At 42.9% G+C, this 14,876-nt stretch carries 13 protein-coding genes and 2 tRNA genes; 11 read left to right on the top strand and 4 right to left on the bottom strand.

What is annotated here, in order from left to right; genetic code table 11:
- Positions 1-3 precede the first annotated feature (3 nt).
- From TRQ2_RS07755 to TRQ2_RS07745, 3 genes are all read left to right on the top strand, one after another.
- The gene (locus tag TRQ2_RS07755) at positions 4-1,719 is read left to right on the top strand and encodes an ABC transporter ATP-binding protein (protein WP_012311165.1); all 1,716 of its coding nucleotides are present in this window, start codon (positions 4-6) and stop codon (positions 1,717-1,719) included.
- A 112-nt stretch (positions 1,720-1,831) separates the two neighbouring features.
- On the top strand, positions 1,832-2,074 hold the full coding sequence (locus tag TRQ2_RS07750; RefSeq protein ID WP_004083342.1) for a hypothetical protein: 243 nt from the start codon (positions 1,832-1,834) through the stop codon (positions 2,072-2,074).
- 122 nt (positions 2,075-2,196) lie between these two features.
- A complete protein-coding gene (locus TRQ2_RS07745) occupies positions 2,197-2,529 on the top strand; it encodes a helix-turn-helix domain-containing protein (RefSeq protein WP_012311164.1) in 333 nt (110 codons plus the stop codon).
- A 564-nt stretch (positions 2,530-3,093) separates the two neighbouring features.
- Here the strand turns inward: TRQ2_RS07745 and TRQ2_RS07735 are convergent.
- Positions 3,094-4,656, bottom strand: coding sequence for a hypothetical protein (locus TRQ2_RS07735; RefSeq protein ID WP_012311163.1), 1,563 nt, complete (start codon positions 4,654-4,656; stop codon positions 3,094-3,096).
- A 727-nt stretch (positions 4,657-5,383) separates the two neighbouring features.
- Between TRQ2_RS07735 and TRQ2_RS07725 the strand changes: the two genes are divergently transcribed.
- From TRQ2_RS07725 to TRQ2_RS07715, 3 genes are read left to right on the top strand one after another with little or no spacing between them, the layout of a single operon-like run.
- Complete coding sequence (locus tag TRQ2_RS07725) at positions 5,384-7,168, top strand: radical SAM protein (protein WP_004081533.1); 1,785 nt, start codon at positions 5,384-5,386, stop codon at positions 7,166-7,168.
- Positions 7,161-9,089, top strand: coding sequence for a hypothetical protein (locus TRQ2_RS07720; protein WP_004081534.1), 1,929 nt, complete (start codon positions 7,161-7,163; stop codon positions 9,087-9,089). Before TRQ2_RS07725 ends, TRQ2_RS07720 begins: the two co-directional genes overlap by 8 nt.
- A gap of 15 nt (positions 9,090-9,104) precedes the next feature.
- Positions 9,105-10,277 (top strand): MFS transporter, encoded by a 1,173-nt coding sequence (locus tag TRQ2_RS07715; RefSeq protein WP_004081535.1) that lies wholly within the window; start codon positions 9,105-9,107, stop codon positions 10,275-10,277.
- Between the two features lie 252 nt (positions 10,278-10,529).
- Here TRQ2_RS07715 and TRQ2_RS07710 read toward each other — a convergent pair whose 3' ends face one another.
- Both TRQ2_RS07710 and TRQ2_RS07705 read right to left on the bottom strand, forming a co-directional pair.
- Positions 10,530-11,132 (bottom strand): hypothetical protein, encoded by a 603-nt coding sequence (locus tag TRQ2_RS07710; RefSeq protein WP_012311162.1) that lies wholly within the window; start codon positions 11,130-11,132, stop codon positions 10,530-10,532.
- Between the two features lie 362 nt (positions 11,133-11,494).
- Positions 11,495-11,797, bottom strand: coding sequence for a hypothetical protein (locus tag TRQ2_RS07705; protein WP_011943902.1), 303 nt, complete (start codon positions 11,795-11,797; stop codon positions 11,495-11,497).
- Positions 11,798-11,920: 123 nt separating this feature from the next.
- Here TRQ2_RS07705 and TRQ2_RS07700 point away from each other — a divergent pair, with 123 nt between their 5' ends.
- The 3 genes from TRQ2_RS07700 to TRQ2_RS07690 are packed head-to-tail and all read left to right on the top strand — an operon-like array spanning position 11,921 to position 14,022.
- On the top strand, positions 11,921-12,886 hold the full coding sequence (locus TRQ2_RS07700) for an aromatic ring-hydroxylating dioxygenase subunit alpha (protein ID WP_012311161.1): 966 nt from the start codon (positions 11,921-11,923) through the stop codon (positions 12,884-12,886).
- 1 nt (position 12,887) lies between these two features.
- The gene (locus TRQ2_RS07695; protein ID WP_004081539.1) at positions 12,888-13,580 is read left to right on the top strand and encodes a hypothetical protein; all 693 of its coding nucleotides are present in this window, start codon (positions 12,888-12,890) and stop codon (positions 13,578-13,580) included.
- A gap of 4 nt (positions 13,581-13,584) precedes the next feature.
- Complete coding sequence (locus TRQ2_RS07690; protein WP_012896509.1) at positions 13,585-14,022, top strand: pyrimidine dimer DNA glycosylase/endonuclease V; 438 nt, start codon at positions 13,585-13,587, stop codon at positions 14,020-14,022.
- Positions 14,023-14,176: 154 nt separating this feature from the next.
- Here the strand turns inward: TRQ2_RS07690 and TRQ2_RS07685 are convergent.
- Positions 14,177-14,253 (bottom strand) — tRNA-Met (locus TRQ2_RS07685).
- A gap of 105 nt (positions 14,254-14,358) precedes the next feature.
- Here TRQ2_RS07685 and TRQ2_RS07680 point away from each other — a divergent pair.
- Both TRQ2_RS07680 and rpsO read left to right on the top strand, forming a co-directional pair.
- Positions 14,359-14,434: transfer RNA gene (locus TRQ2_RS07680), tRNA-Gly, on the top strand.
- 106 nt (positions 14,435-14,540) lie between these two features.
- Positions 14,541-14,810, top strand: coding sequence for a 30S ribosomal protein S15 (rpsO, locus tag TRQ2_RS07675; protein WP_008195245.1), 270 nt, complete (start codon positions 14,541-14,543; stop codon positions 14,808-14,810).
- Positions 14,811-14,876 lie beyond the last annotated feature (66 nt).

The raw sequence follows: 14,876 nt of genomic DNA, 5'->3' as shown, positions 1-14,876 counted from the left end.
GCTATGAAATTTTTCTCAGCAAGTAACGTCAGAGACGATATCAAAAAATTCGAGAGGAAATACAAAAAGCACTATCCGATTTTCTTGTTACTGGAGAGCCTGTTTTTAACCACCAACGTTCTCACTCCACTTCTCATAAAAAAGACCATCGACAGTGCGTTCTACAGGGGTTCTGTAGAAGAAGTCGCTCTGTTTTCCATACTTTATTTTGTCGTTCTTGTGTCTCAGTCCTTCATCATGTACAGACTGAACTTCTCAGTTGCGAAACACCTGCTGAACGCATCACGGGCTAAGGAATCAAAGGGGGTTTATGCGAAAATCCTGACACTTCCACTATCTTTTCTGAACTCGAAAAACACCGGTGATTATCTTTCGATCTTCATGAGGGATATTCCGAAGGTGGCCTCGGGGGTTTATCTTGCGAGGCTTCAGTTTTTCTTCAATCTGGGATTTTTTCTTGTTGTTCTTTCGCTTCTGTTCATTCTGAATGTGAAACTTGCCCTTGTGGTTCTGGCGAGCATCGTTCTGTTTTTTGTATCGACTTCAATCCTGAAAAAGATGGTCATCAGGACATCTCAGAGAGATCAGGAAGCCTACCAGAGATTTTTGAAAAGATCCAGAGAAGTGGTGGAAGGAACACCGGTTCTCAAACAGTTTTCTGGCCTTTTGTTTCTCAGAGATTTCCTCGATTCAAGTGCCAGAGAGTGGAGCAGGGCAAGCATCATCCACAGCACGGTAAACGAACTTTCGAACAGGAACATCGAGATGAACAGATGGGTCGGGAGTACCATTGTCCTTGCCTTCGGTGTTTACCTTCTCTGGAAGGGTGAGATAAGTGTTGGAACGCTTCTGGCTTTTGAATCCTATATGAACTGGATATACGACATCGTCAGAATGGCACTCACAGGTCTGACGACGTTTTTCTCTACAGTTCCAAACTGGGAAAATTTTACAAGAGTGTTTTCCCTGCCCTTTGAAAGAGCAAGCGGAATAGATCTTGAAAGGTTCGAAAAACTGCAGTTGAAAAACGTGCATTTTAAATACGATGAAACACCTGTTCTCACTGGTTTGAATTTCGAGATAAACTCCGGGGATAAGATCGCAATTGTGGCAAGATCTGGGGCAGGAAAGAGCACGCTCGTTTCTCTTTTCAACAGGCTACTGTCTCCCACAGAGGGTGAAATTCTCATAAACGGTGTTCCCATCGAACAGTACTCTCTTCAATCACTCAGAAGAAACATCGTTCTTGTTCGATCGAACGATATTTTGTTCGACACCACTATCAAAAACAATATCACCCTTTTTGAAGACTTCCCAGAAGATGAGATCGAAAATGTTCTCAAAATGTGTGAGTGTGACTTTGTTAAGGAACTGGAAAACGGAATAGACACGGTTGTTGGAGAAAGAGGGACAAGACTCTCAGATGGTCAGAGACAGAGAATCGTCCTTGCAAGGGCCCTGATAAGAAAGCCGCAGGTTCTGATTCTGGACGAGGTTACATCTGGTGTTGACAGCGAAACAGAGGAAAAGATCCTTGAAAAAATTCTGAATGAGATCGAGACGGTGATCATCGTCTCTCATAGACTTTCTACCATAAAAAAGGCCAGCAGAATCATTGTACTGAACGATGGAAGGGTGGAAGCTGAAGGGACCCACGAAGAACTCATGAAGAAATCTCCTCTCTACAGAGAAATTGTGAAGAGCCAGCTGATGAGATGATTCGATTTTTCTGCCACACGTCAACTGAATTGTAACAAATCGTCCATTTGTAAAATTATGACTTATTTAGGTTATAACCGCTAACGGGTGTATAGGGGAAAGGACGGTGTTCATGAAAAAAGAGATAATAACATTGGACGAGTTTCAGAAAGAATTCGAAGAACTGATAAAAAGGTATGTTCCAAGACGAAGAAGGGATAAATTGATATCGAAATATGAAAGTCTGATAAATACTCTGGCCATTGAAGGAGAAAAAGTCTTAGTGCAACCTTACTTCGAAAAACTCAAAGGGATTGGTGATGTGAATTTATATGCTCTTAGGTTGGAAAAGAAAAATCCAAAAAGAACTATGTAGTTTTTCTCTGCGCTTTTTTAGAAAAGGAAAGCAGCGATTATGACAGAGCTATAAACAACGCAAAGAAAAGATTACAAAAGATCACGGGAATATTGTGAAAGATCTAAGAGGAGGTGACGGAGGTGAAGGAATTCAAAAAGTATTCCGATGTTTTTGAATTGTTCGAAGAAATGGGATTTCATCATTCTGAAGAGGAAAAAGTTTTTATCGAAGTGATGTCTCAGATAGGAGGTCAGCTGCTAGCCTATAGGAAGATGCACAACCTGACCCAGAAAGATCTGGCCAAAAAGCTTGGAGTATCCCAGTCTATGGTTTCAAAAATTGAAACAGGAGAGAAAAACATATCTATTAGGGTGCTGGCAAAGATAGTCGCTGCACTTGGTGGTAAAATCAAAATATCTCTTGGGTTACTGCCGGAAGAAGAGGAAAATAAATCACCAAGATATGGCTTTTGAAACTCAAAGGAGTGTCGCTGCATGATGAAGCAAAAAAATAGTATTATCCCTTCAAGGAGTTTTTTCAGAATGCTGGGTTACTTCATTGAAGAAGCAAAATTTCAGTTAAAAGAAGTAAAAGGCAATTTTATTGATTACCAACTCGAACTCGAGCCAGAATTTAAAGAAATAGTTCGACAGGGCAACAGTTTTTTAGAAGCATTATTTTGGGTGTTCACATAGAAGGAAAGCAAGAAAACGTGCAGGTTCATGATATTTATGTGAGAATAAAAGGTAATTTCGAAGCTGATCTCAAAGAAAGCGAAAAGGATTTATTTGATAATCTCTGCAGGTACAACGGTTTGATGAACTTGCTTGTTATAGCCCGTTCTTTCATCGCTACAACGACTGCTCAAATGGGAATTCATCCTGTGCTCATTCCTATGATAGACTTAACAAAGGTTGAGGTAAATTAGTTTTTGATTGACAGATCTTCAACTGTACAAGCCACTCTTCTTTAGAAGAATGGTAAGCGGTCAGTGGAGACAGGATTCACAGATTCCATAAAGAGTTAGGGCATCGTGTTCAATTTAGAAACATGTATTTCAAAATTCTTTCCAGTCTTCTTCTCACTCTTCCATCCTCTTCACACCAGAAGGCAGCAAACAGGGGTTGAACCTTGAGAGAGTACTTTTTTGCAAATTCTCTCACTACTTCTGGACCTTTTAACCTGATGCCAAACCTCACACCATCGTACCTTCCGTAGTTCCTCAGAAATCTATCAAGGAGCTTTCTGTCTGACTCTTTCATCTCGATGTATCTCAGAACAAATCTTTCCAGTCTCTTTCTTTTCATCCTTGCAAGGGCTCTCTTCACTGCTTCTTTTCTTCCTTCAACGAAAGGATGAGCCTTCACCATTGAAACAACAAATTCCATGGTCTGATAATCTTTTGCCATGAAATCAGCGAACGACTCAATATCTTCAAGGAGTGTATATGCCTTTTTGAGCTTTTCTTTCCTTGAAAGGAACTCTCTATCAAGAAGAGCCATGTAGGTGGTAAGAAAAAGGATTTGTCTCTGATGAAAGGGGAGCTCTTTAAGCTTTTCTGACGACTCCCTGTATTTTCTTTCAATCTCCATCTTTATCCACTCGTTCCAGACAGGAAAAGGTGCCCCTGTATCAACACCAGATGTCAACAGTTTTCTTATCGTATCTGCACGAATCATTTTTGTTTTCCCTTTCAATATATCTGAGATACCTTTGGAGCTGAGAGTTTTTCCTTTCCAAGCGACCTTTTCAACATATCTTCTCAACTGACTTGTGTTCGGATAAGTTGATCCTGTGTAGTCCAACACAAATTTCTTCGCTTTTTTGAGTAGAGACAGATAATCTTCTGGTACGGGAAGCGAAACGATGATATGTGCAGTGCTGTGGATAGACGGTGAATCCATGTCTTTTTCCACAACAAACAGAGTATCCAGGGCTCCAAAGAGATTTCCTGGTTCCTCTCTGTAGTATCCTAGCCAGAAAACGGCTCCTTGAGAAAGAGCATGGGCAAGTTTTGGATGTTTTTCCCTGATATCCCATGCAAGATCGTTCAGGGAGGAAACAATACAGGTTGGGTGAGGAACCTCCCTGGATAGTCTGTAGGCCTGTATGTAATCGTGTACCGCCTCAGAGAGTCTTCCAGAATCTGCTTCCCTTCTTGCCAGGGAAAGATATAAAAAGGAAAGTGTGGATTTTCTGTAATCGTTTTTCCACACCCTCACCTTCCGTAGTGGCTTTATTCCGCTTGCTTCAAAGTTTATTAAAGTAACGATCACAGTATCTCTTATTGATTTTGACATCTTGGGAAGGTTTCTTTTCAGGTACCTGTACAGATTCATATCTACTTTGCCTGTATATTTTAAAAATGCCAGTTTGTTCGCCAAAAGAAAATATTTCGCTGCTTCGGATTTGCAGCTTTTCAAAATTTTATCTGTTTTCTGAATCGCTTCTTTGAAGTTTCCTTTCCAAGCGAGTTTCAGTATACAGAGAACCTCTCTGCACTCTTTTGGAAGGTTTTCTTCGAGTAGCATGTAATTCACTGCTGGAAGAGAAAAAGCACCGTACTTGAATGTCTCTTTCAGGCCTTCTATACTTTTCATCTTTACTCCCTCTGTTATAGTTATACCTCAAAAAACCAAATTGTTTCAAAGCCCATGAAATCTGGTGCTGAAAATGTGCTTTTAAAGAGGATTTTGGAACAGCCAAAACTTGAAAACCATATAAGGTTTGATAAGGTGATGACAGGTGATCAGAATGCGAAGGGTTTTGATGATAATCTTTTTGATACTCGTTCTCCTGTCTACAATCATTTTCGCTGACAAAGTGAAGACAGATAACGAAACGCATTCCTGGAAAAGTGAGATTACGGAACAGGTTCAGGTTGCACCCAAAAGTGCAGCTACTTGTGAGGTTACTTTCAAAGGTTCAACTGCTGGAAATCAGAGTTTTTAACCCTTGTTCTGCTGTACGTAAAAAATCATTTTTATTTAAGTTCACAGAAATTTTGCGATCTAAAAAACAGCCCTGTAAGTTCTTTTCAAATCATTGAAGAATTTTCTTTAAAACTTGAAAACCATATAGGGTGTTTTAGCATCTGTGCGGGGGGTGAGAAATATTGGCACCGTGCAGATGTGGGAAAGTTCCTGAGTTGTTGAGGAGGATTTTGATTCTGATGGCAAGACAGACGCAGGGAACGAAATGCAAACTTTTTGAGAGAGTGTATATAATATCTTTAGGAGAAGCGAAAAAGACCGATGGCTCAAGTGAGAGGTAAAGGATGAAAATTTGTACAAAGGGCAAGAAATGGTTCATTTTGGGGGATGAAACATGAGAACTTCTCTTCTTTATAAGATCAAGGAAGAAGAAAGAATACTTCCTTCCAAAAATTTAAAAGGCAATGAAATCATCTTCATTCTGGCTTTTCCTGACATATACAAGTACGGTTTGCCGAATCTAGGAATCCAGACCCTGTATAAAGAGCTGTATCTTAGAGATGATGTTGCTGTTGATAGGTATTACACAGACGAAGATCAGCCTTTCTCTTTCGAATACGGTTTCAAACTAAAAGATAGTGATTTCATAGGTATTAGTTTTCAATACGAAGGAATCGTGTTAAATGCTTTCAAAATATTGAAAGCAGGTTCTATACCATTGATCAATCTTCTCAGAGAAGAGAACGATCCCATTATAATAGGTGGAGGACCTGTAGCTAATTATAATCCACTGCCGTTATCTCTAGTTTGTGATGTCATAGTCTTAGGAGAGGCAGAAGAGGCTATTCATAAAATCATAGATTCATACAAAGTTTATCGAAATGTAAAAAGAAAGCGTATGAAATTCCTGCAGGCTGTCTCTCAAATAGAAGGGATTTACGTGCCTTGTATTCACGGTTTTTTCCAAACGGGTATGGTGAAACAAACCAGTCCTGTTGATATAAACGAACATCCAGCACATAGTATATTCGTTACTAAAAATACCGTTTATGAGGAAAGAGTTTTTTCTATAGAAGTGAGACGAGGATGTACCCAAAGATGCAGATTTTGTTATATGGGGCATAGGTTAAAACCACCTAGAACTTTAAGATGGGAAACATTCAAGAAAATAGTTGATCTAGCAATTGATCAGTGCAATGTGGAAATAATTAAACTCTTCTATGAAGGACTAGAAACTAGGATTGTAGAGCATTATCTTGAATACATCATTAAAAAAGGAGGGAGAGTGAGGATCGGTTCTCAGAGATTAGAAAAATTGTCGAAGCGGATAATAGAGATTGCTGCAATTTCCGGCCAAAGAAAGATAACTGTAGCACCAGAAACGAGCGGAAGATTACGCAAAGTAATAGGTAAACACGAAATAAAGGATGAGGAAATATTGGAAGTGGTTAGGATCTCTTCCCTCTATGGCATACCAGATTTCGGTCTTTACTTTATCTTAGCCATACCTGGCGAGACATTTGAGGATTTAGATAAGATAGCAGATCTTATAATGAAGGTTCGGCATCAAATGAACAAACTAAAGAATACTGATGGGCGCTTGGAAATAGGTATAAATCCTTTATATCCTAAACCTTTCACTCCTTTCCAGTATGTGAAACTTCCGTCGCTTAAGAATATTGAGGACAGATTTCTTTACATTGTAGAGAAAGTTAAAAAAGAAGGATTTCCTGTGGTTATATCAAATGATGTTGTTGACGAAAAAGTGGAAAAAAGACAAAAAGATGAAAATGAAAATGAGTCGCTTGTAAAATTTGAAACAACGGTGTTTCATCCAATTTCTTTACTCCAACCAATGATTTCAAGGGGAGGATTAGAAATAGCTTTCTTGCTACACTATTTGCATAGCAAACGCTTCAATACTGTCAGTGATCTTGAGAATCTCCTGAATGAGTTTGGTATAAATGCAGCTTGGTACTTTGAGGAATATATTGATAAATACTGTCCTTGGAAGATCCAGAAAACTTTAATATCAGAAGATTATCTATTAAAAGAATATTTTAAGGCTTTGAACTTTATATCAACAGATGAGGAATGTAAGTTAAATTGTTCTCAATGCTTTAATCGATGTATTGATATATCGACGACCAACTATCAGGGGGGAATGTCGAATGCTTGAGATTGTGGCCTTCAGAGGGGATGAATATGGTCTTTCAGCCAGGATACTGGCTGATTTTCTCGATGAATTCAGAATCCATGAAATGTCCCCCGATAACTTCAACGGGAAAGAAGAGATAGAAAATGACTTCATAATCGTGTGCAATCCAAAACTGCTGACGGAAAATTTCCTGAGGCAGGCGTATGAATACTCCAGAGACAGGGGCATTTACTTTGGAGTCATATCTGCCCTCTCCATCGATCTGCTGAGAGAAAAACTCGCAAATTACCAGGAACAGATCTCACTTGATCCCCAGCAGTATCTTATAATCTTGAGGAAGGAAAACAAAAGTATAAAACACAGACTCAACGCGGAAGTTTTCACGCGGTACGAAAGCACGGTGGACAACTTCGACAGAGTGAAGCACAAAAAGCTCTGTTTGAGCATGGTGATAGATGGAAACAGAAGGCATCTGCATCTGAGTGACGGAAAGATCTGCGGAATCAACAGAGACATCCCTCTGGAAGAGATTTACAGATACTTCCCGGACTGTCAGAACTGCGAATATGAGAGGGTTTATGCTCAGGATGTTCAGGCTGAGTGTATCTTCATGGACTCGTGCTCAAGCACTCTCATTTCCACCTCAGAGAAGGGAGAGTACATAAACGTTGGAATGAACTTTTTGAAGAACGCAAAGGTCCTCATCAGCTCTTACAGGCCAAAACAAGGCTATAACAGTGAGGCTCTTCTTTTCCATCATCTCATCTCTCACGGATTCGAGGCAGGAGAAGTGCTCTACATTCTGAACACGAACTCCTACAACCACTGCTCGGACTACCTTCCGTACATACTCTACGGCTTTCCAAACGCAAAGGTGACCATTCCAGAAAAACTGGAAGTGGACAGGCTGAGAATGGGGAAAAGCGAGATCGTTTTAGAAATCGACAGAATTGCTGGGATGAGGCTTTTAGAGATTCATGCAGGAGAGGATATTCTCAATGAAGTATTGAAAAGGCAGTTCTATGTGTTTTCCAGCGACGAGATAAGGAAGGACGTGTTCTACTCGGTGATACCCTATCCGCTCAAAAACAGTATCAAACTCTTTTTGTATTCATGGGAAGAAGTGAATGGGCCGTTGAGAATTGTTTTCGGAGTGGGGAAAAGGCTAAGAGAAGATGTGTATTCAAAAAGATATTTCAACATGAGAAAACTGGAACTTCTGGGATTCAGGCACAAGAAGATTCAGAATCAGGTTCACGATTACTTCTCGAAGATAAACGAGCAAACGGAGGTTCTGGACGAAGCAAACAGAAACCTGAAAAACTTCGATTTGCACAGATTGAGTAAGAATCTGTCAGCAGTGGAGGAGAGAATCTACAACCTTCTGGCCGATCATCTTCTTTCACAGAATCCGAAGTTTTTCATAGAGGTGTACGGCGAAAACATGACGGTCAGATGTGCAGAAGAAGACCTTCACAAAACCATCAGGTGTCCGTACTGTGGTAATTACCTGTCAATAAAAGAGAGCGAAAACACTCTCGTACCCATGAAAAGATACTCTGGATTTTGCAGCAACTGTCACAACGTTTTCGACACCGAGAGCGTTCATCCCCCGAAGTATCCTGAGATAGTCCTTGTTCACGAGCAACCCGACAGAAAGATCTTCTACGTGAAAGTCTGGAATGAAAATGCCCACACCACGAACAACCTGGTGTGTTTCAACCTGTGGTGTGAGAACAGAAGTGAAATGGAAAACATTTATTTGAGCAGAGATTTTCAGGTCTTCACGCTTGAGCCTGGTGGGGAGGAAAAGTTCGAAGTCGAGGTGGCCCTGAAAAGGACAGATCAGAGAATCAACAAGACCTACTGTCTCTACGTATACTGGTTTGAAGACTTCAATCTCAGTGTCAGCACCTACACCTTCAGACTGAAGAACGTGTAGAGGAGGTGAAAGGAGTTGAACAGAAACCTCCTTCTTTTCGCCTCCGGTTCGTTCGTTTCGCTGATCGGCACCAGGATCTATCAAGTTGCACTGGCATGGTGGCTCTACTCGAAAACCGGCTCGAGCGAATACGTGGGCCTCTTCATGATATCCTCTTTTCTTCCCGCCATAATAGTGAGTCCCTTCGCTGGAACGGTGGTGGACAGGCACAGCAGAAGAAACATGATGGTTGTGATGGATATTCTCAGGGGAGTTCTGTTCATGTATCTGTTTCTCATGGAATATTTCTCAGAGTTAACGATGGCGCTTCTTCTGATCGTCACCGTTCTTGTCTCCGTGTTCGATTCTTTCTTCAATCCAGCAGTTGATTCCCTGCTTCCCGATCTGGTCAGAAAAGAAAACCTGGTCAGGGCGAATTCACTCTACAGGTTGCTGAAGAACCTCTCAAAAATACTTGGACCTGCCCTTGGAAGCCTCCTTCTGAAGGTAGTGGGACTTGCAGGAGTGATTCTCATAAATTCTCTGTCCTTTTTGATTTCAGGAATCTTTGAGATGTTCATAAAGGTTGAAGAAAAGCATCTGAAGAAAGTGTCGAAGGAAAGAAATATGTGGCAGGACATAAAATCTGCTCTTTTGTACATAAGATCGGTGAGGTTCATCCTGGTGACGATACTGGTCATTGCCATCATGAACTTCTTCACAGGTTCAATGCACGTTCTGCTACCTGAACACGTCTCGAAACTGGGAAAGAGCGAGTGGGTCTATGGAACGTTGATGAGTATGCTGTCGTTTGGGGGACTGATAGTCACATTTCTGATGGCAACGATAAGAACAAGAGCCAGCGTGAAAACCCTGGGTTTGAATCTGGTGGGGTACGGGCTGGCTGTTTTCGTGTTTGCCATGACGGGTAACCATTGGCTTATGTTTGCCATGTATTTCCTCATTGGAATCTTTCAAACCCTTTTCAACATAAACGTTATCACACTGCTTCAACTGGCAATACCGGAGGAAATGAGGGGAAAGATCTTTTCCCTGATCTCAGCCGTATCTTTCTCGCTACTGCCCGTTTCCTATGGTTTCTTTGGATTTCTCTCCAGTTACGTTGCAACGGCGCACATCTTCATAACCACTTCCATGGCGCTCATCGCAGGAGGCGTGCTGATTTCTCTTCAGAGGTTTGAGGGGTGAGCGGTTGAAATATCAAGAAGATCTGTTTACCAGCATCAATGAGTGTAATCAAAGGACCGTGATACCAAACACTCCTAATAATAAAATAACGAAAAGGAGCATTACTACTCCTTTTCTTTGGTTGTGAGTGATTTTGCTTTATCTTGTTTGACAAAGTAAATGCGTGTAGGAACTGAATAATATCTCGTCACTCTTTCAGTATCATCTCCCACCAAACTTCTTTGATTCAAAGGTAAGCCACAAAGGCTCACCTCACTGCCAACCAAGCTTCACAACCCAAAAATCAGCGCTTCCATGATTTCCAGTCACATCTCCATCGTTTGATTTGGTAAATCCAGCCACTATGTATCCTCCATCTGTTGTCTGCTGAACTGACCAAGCACTATCCGAACCAGATCCGCCCAGTGCTTTTTGCCACTGCATGTTCCCATTGCCGTCAAGCTTTACTACCCAAGCATCGAGTGATCCATGATTTCCTCGGATAACCCCATCGGTTGAATAGGTTCCTCCAGCCACTATGTAACCTCCATCGGTTGTTTGTTGAACTGAAGTGGCCCAGTCATTTCCGGATCCGCCAAGGGTTTTCTGCCATTCTATGTTTCCATCTTTATCAAGCTTTACTATCCAAAAGTCACCGTTTTCATGATTCCCTTTGACATCTCCATCGTTTGACTCGGTATATCCAGCCACTATATACCCACCATCGGGTGTTTGTTGAATTGAAAAAGCATAATCATCACTGGATCCACCAAGAATTTTCTGCCAAATAATTTCTGGCGCAGTTTCAGCTATGCAAATTAAAGAAACAGTAACAAGCATTATACCAAAGAACACAGTGATAAACATCTTGCTCATAAAAACACCCCCCTTACACCATTTAAGTGAACTCTGTCGATTTCTCCAGGCTTTCTGAAAACCTCATTTACTATTTAATTGGTGGTATTGTATCACAAAGCCCCTGATATGCAAAATCTTCTCACTTCAAACCTTAAAGCAAAGAATTCTTTAAAAGCTTCTTTTCCCTTCTGCCTCAACAAAAAAATAATATTTCACCAGTACAGGATATGAGCTTTGCCCTTTTCTGATACACCCTGGCTATTATGACCTCACCTCCTTCCACTAGTTATAGTCCGTTTCTTTGTGTTTCAACTCTGGAACAATTTGGTGAGGACCCATAAAAAACAAAAAGCCCGGCCATTTCGACCGGGCTTCCCTATTCATTCAACGTACAGCAGGATAGAACGGTCTATTCTTCTTCGTTCCACTAGTGGTAAAAAGAGACGAACAAGTTCTTCTTCTGTCTCACTGTCGATGGGAACACGGTTTACAACACGAAACGTCATAATCCAGGCTCTGAGGCCTTCTTCTCCGTCTTCTAAAATGCCGTAGAAAGGAGAGTCCGTTCCAGGTATGTGCCCTCTGATGGTCGTACCAAGCCCTGTAAGCTTTTCAAACGTTCCTTCTTTTGCCACAAAAGTGTACTCTCTGCCGTCTGTACCCTTCACAGTTTTTCTGATCACCACAATCACCTCCTCATTCGACCGTTCTGAGATCACTCTCGTTTTTTCCAATTCCAAAACTATGGTATCATTAAGAAAAAACAAACAACGGACGATGGGGGGGCGCCGCAAGAAGTGTCTTCAATGTGGTTTGCAGTTCTTTCATCGAATGAGGTGAGGAGAAAACCCGTTGGAGTTAGGCGACTCGGGAGAGACCTGGTGTTCTGGAGGGACAGCTTGGGAAAAGTCTACGCCCTGGAAGACTTCTGCGTGCACCGGAGGGCTAGGCTCTCAGCGGGGAAGGTTATAAACGATAGAATCCAGTGCCCCTTTCACGGGTTTGAGTACGACGGTAACGGCAGGGTGAGGCTTATACCGGCCCTCGGGAAGAACTACAAAGTTCCTGATAGATTTAGGGTTAATTCATACCCGGTTTACGAAAAAAATAACATAATATGGCTCTGGTTCGGAGAAGGAGAGCCAGAGAAGGAGCCAAAGTTCTTCGATGATATAGATGAGGACTTCGCTTATGCGGAGTTCAGGGAGCTCTGGAACGTCCCGTTCCCGAGGGCGGTTGAGAACCAGCTCGACGTCATGCACCTACCTTTCGTCCACAGAACCACCATAGGCCGGGGAAACAGGACCCTGGTCCACGGCCCCGTCGTCAAGTGGATAGACGAAGACAGTTTCATTTTTTACGTGTTCAACGAGGTCGATAGGGGGCAGAGGGTCAAAAGACCCGAGGAACTCAGCGGGGAGGAGTCGAGGGTTTACCTTGAGTTCATATTTCCCAACCTCTGGCAGAACCACATAAGTGAAGGTACGAGAGTGGTAGCCTTTTTTGTTCCCGTGGACAGGCAGAAAACCATGATATACCTCCGCTTTTACGTGAAAATGACGGGATTGAAACCCGTTGATTCCATCATAGCCCGTTTAAGCATGCCCTTAAACAGGATAATCCTCCACCAGGATAGGAGAGTTGTGGAGACCCAGGAGAGGGACATAAGGAAAGATGTCCTCGTCCAGGGTGACCTGCCCATAATGGAGTTTCGCAAAAGGCTTTATAAGGAAAAGAAACTGATTGATTTCCTGTTTGGTGGAGGTCAGTGAGATGTCCGGAGTGAAAACCTATGACCCGACTTCATGGAGACCAAAGCACCTTGACCTCCTGCTTTCAGCTGTAATAGCCTTCTCTCTCCCTGCTGTGGCGGGATGGCTCTATGATCTGAGCGGGGTCCTCATTCCCATGCTTATCTACTACTCCCTCGCCTGGGGCCTTGTGAAGCTGAGAAGAGGCGTTGTAGGCTATGGAACACCCTTCCCGAAAAAGCCTCCCAAGTGGTTCTATGTGAACGTCCTTGTAATACTCACGGCCCTATTCTTTGCCTACCAGGCACGGATTAGAGTTGAGGAAGTTGACCGGTTTGGTGTTCTCCTTACGGCACTTTTGTGGGCTCCGGTGAATGCTTCGACCGAACAGATACTCTGGCTCTACCTGTTTGATTCATGGGACCTGTACCCTGAAAAACCCAGGCTCAGATATCGCCTTGCAGGCCTGGTGTTCTTCGCCGCCTTCGTGGGGCTAATACACACGATGTTCTGGACAAAGTTCCTCCATGTAGCAAGTCCCGAGGGATTCTTTGGGGTGGCGTTTGTGCTGATGACGACCATTTCAGGGTTCATCCACATAGTGGTATGGCGTCAGTCCGGAAACATGGTTTTCACGTTCATACCACACTTTCTTCTGAACCTCGGCCCGCTCTTCTGGACGGGCTATAGCATAGTACCATACCTGTGGAGGTGAGAACCTGCGTCTCTGGTCGCTCCACCCAAAATACCTTGACGCCAAAGGGCTCGTGGCACTCTGGAGGGAAAGTTTACTGGCTAAAAAAGTGCTCGAAGGAAAGACCAGGGGGTACAGAAACCACCCGCAGCTTGAACGTTTTAAAAACCATTCAGAGCCGTTAAAGGCCATAAACGCCTACCTCTTTGAGGTATGGAGGGAAGCGGAAAGGAGGGGCTACCGCTTTGACATCAGGAAGATAGAGGTAGTGGAACTCAAGGAAAAGATCCCGGTCACGAAGGGCCAACTTGAATATGAGTTTCACCACCTCCTCAAGAAACTTCAGAAAAGAGATCCAGAGCGATATGAAACATTGAAAAGCGAAAAGGATATCCACGCCAGTCCTGTGTTTCTGATCATCGAGGGAAAAGTAGAACACTGGGAAAAAGGAGTCTTCCCTTGAATGGATACGAACCTTTTCTGGTTTACCCCGTTCTCATGCCTTCGTTTTCTTTCACTGGATACAGTCATATCCTTTTCTATCCACGAACACTTAAGGCAAGAACCCATAAAAACAAAATAACCCGGCCAAAACGGCCGGGCTGTTCATATCGATCTGGTAGCGGGGGTGGGATTTGAACCCACGACCTTTGGGTTATGAGCCCAACGAGCTGCCAGACTGCTCCACCCCGCACCGTCTAATCCCGTTTTTATAATATAGCATCACCCCGTTAGGTTGTCAAGAGGGAGAAACTCTTGAAAGGTTTCCCCAATGTATGATAAAATAATCAACGAACGAGCGGGTGTAGCTCAGCTGGTAGAGCACCAGCTTCCCAAGCTGGGGGTCGCGGGTTCGAATCCCGTCGCCCGCTCCACAACCCGGCACATGCCGGGGTATGTTTTTGTGGTATAATCATCCTTGACCCCAGTCTGGGGAAGAACCTGGGCTGGCGGAGACTGATAAAATGGAGGTGTTCGGTGGTGTCTCTCGACCCTGAAAAGAAAAACGAAATCATCAAGGAATTCCAGATCCACGAGAACGACACAGGATCCGTTGAGGTGCAGATCGCTCTTCTCACTGCGAGGATCAAACATTTGACAGAGCACCTGAGAAAGCATCCAAAGGATTTCCACTCCAGAAGAGGACTCATGAAGATGATCGGAAGAAGAAGAAAAATGTTGAAGTACCTGAGACACAAGAAACCGGAAGTTTATCGAGAACTCATCGCCAAGTTAGGAATCAGGAAATAAAATTCTAAGGAGGGGGAAGCGGGCTTGTTGCCCGCTTCCTGATTTAAATTGATTGGGTAGAGGTGA

Source organism: Thermotoga sp. RQ2 (assembly GCF_000019625.1).
Taxonomy (GTDB): domain Bacteria; phylum Thermotogota; class Thermotogae; order Thermotogales; family Thermotogaceae; genus Thermotoga; species Thermotoga maritima.
This window is presented reverse-complemented; position numbering and strand designations above follow the sequence as displayed.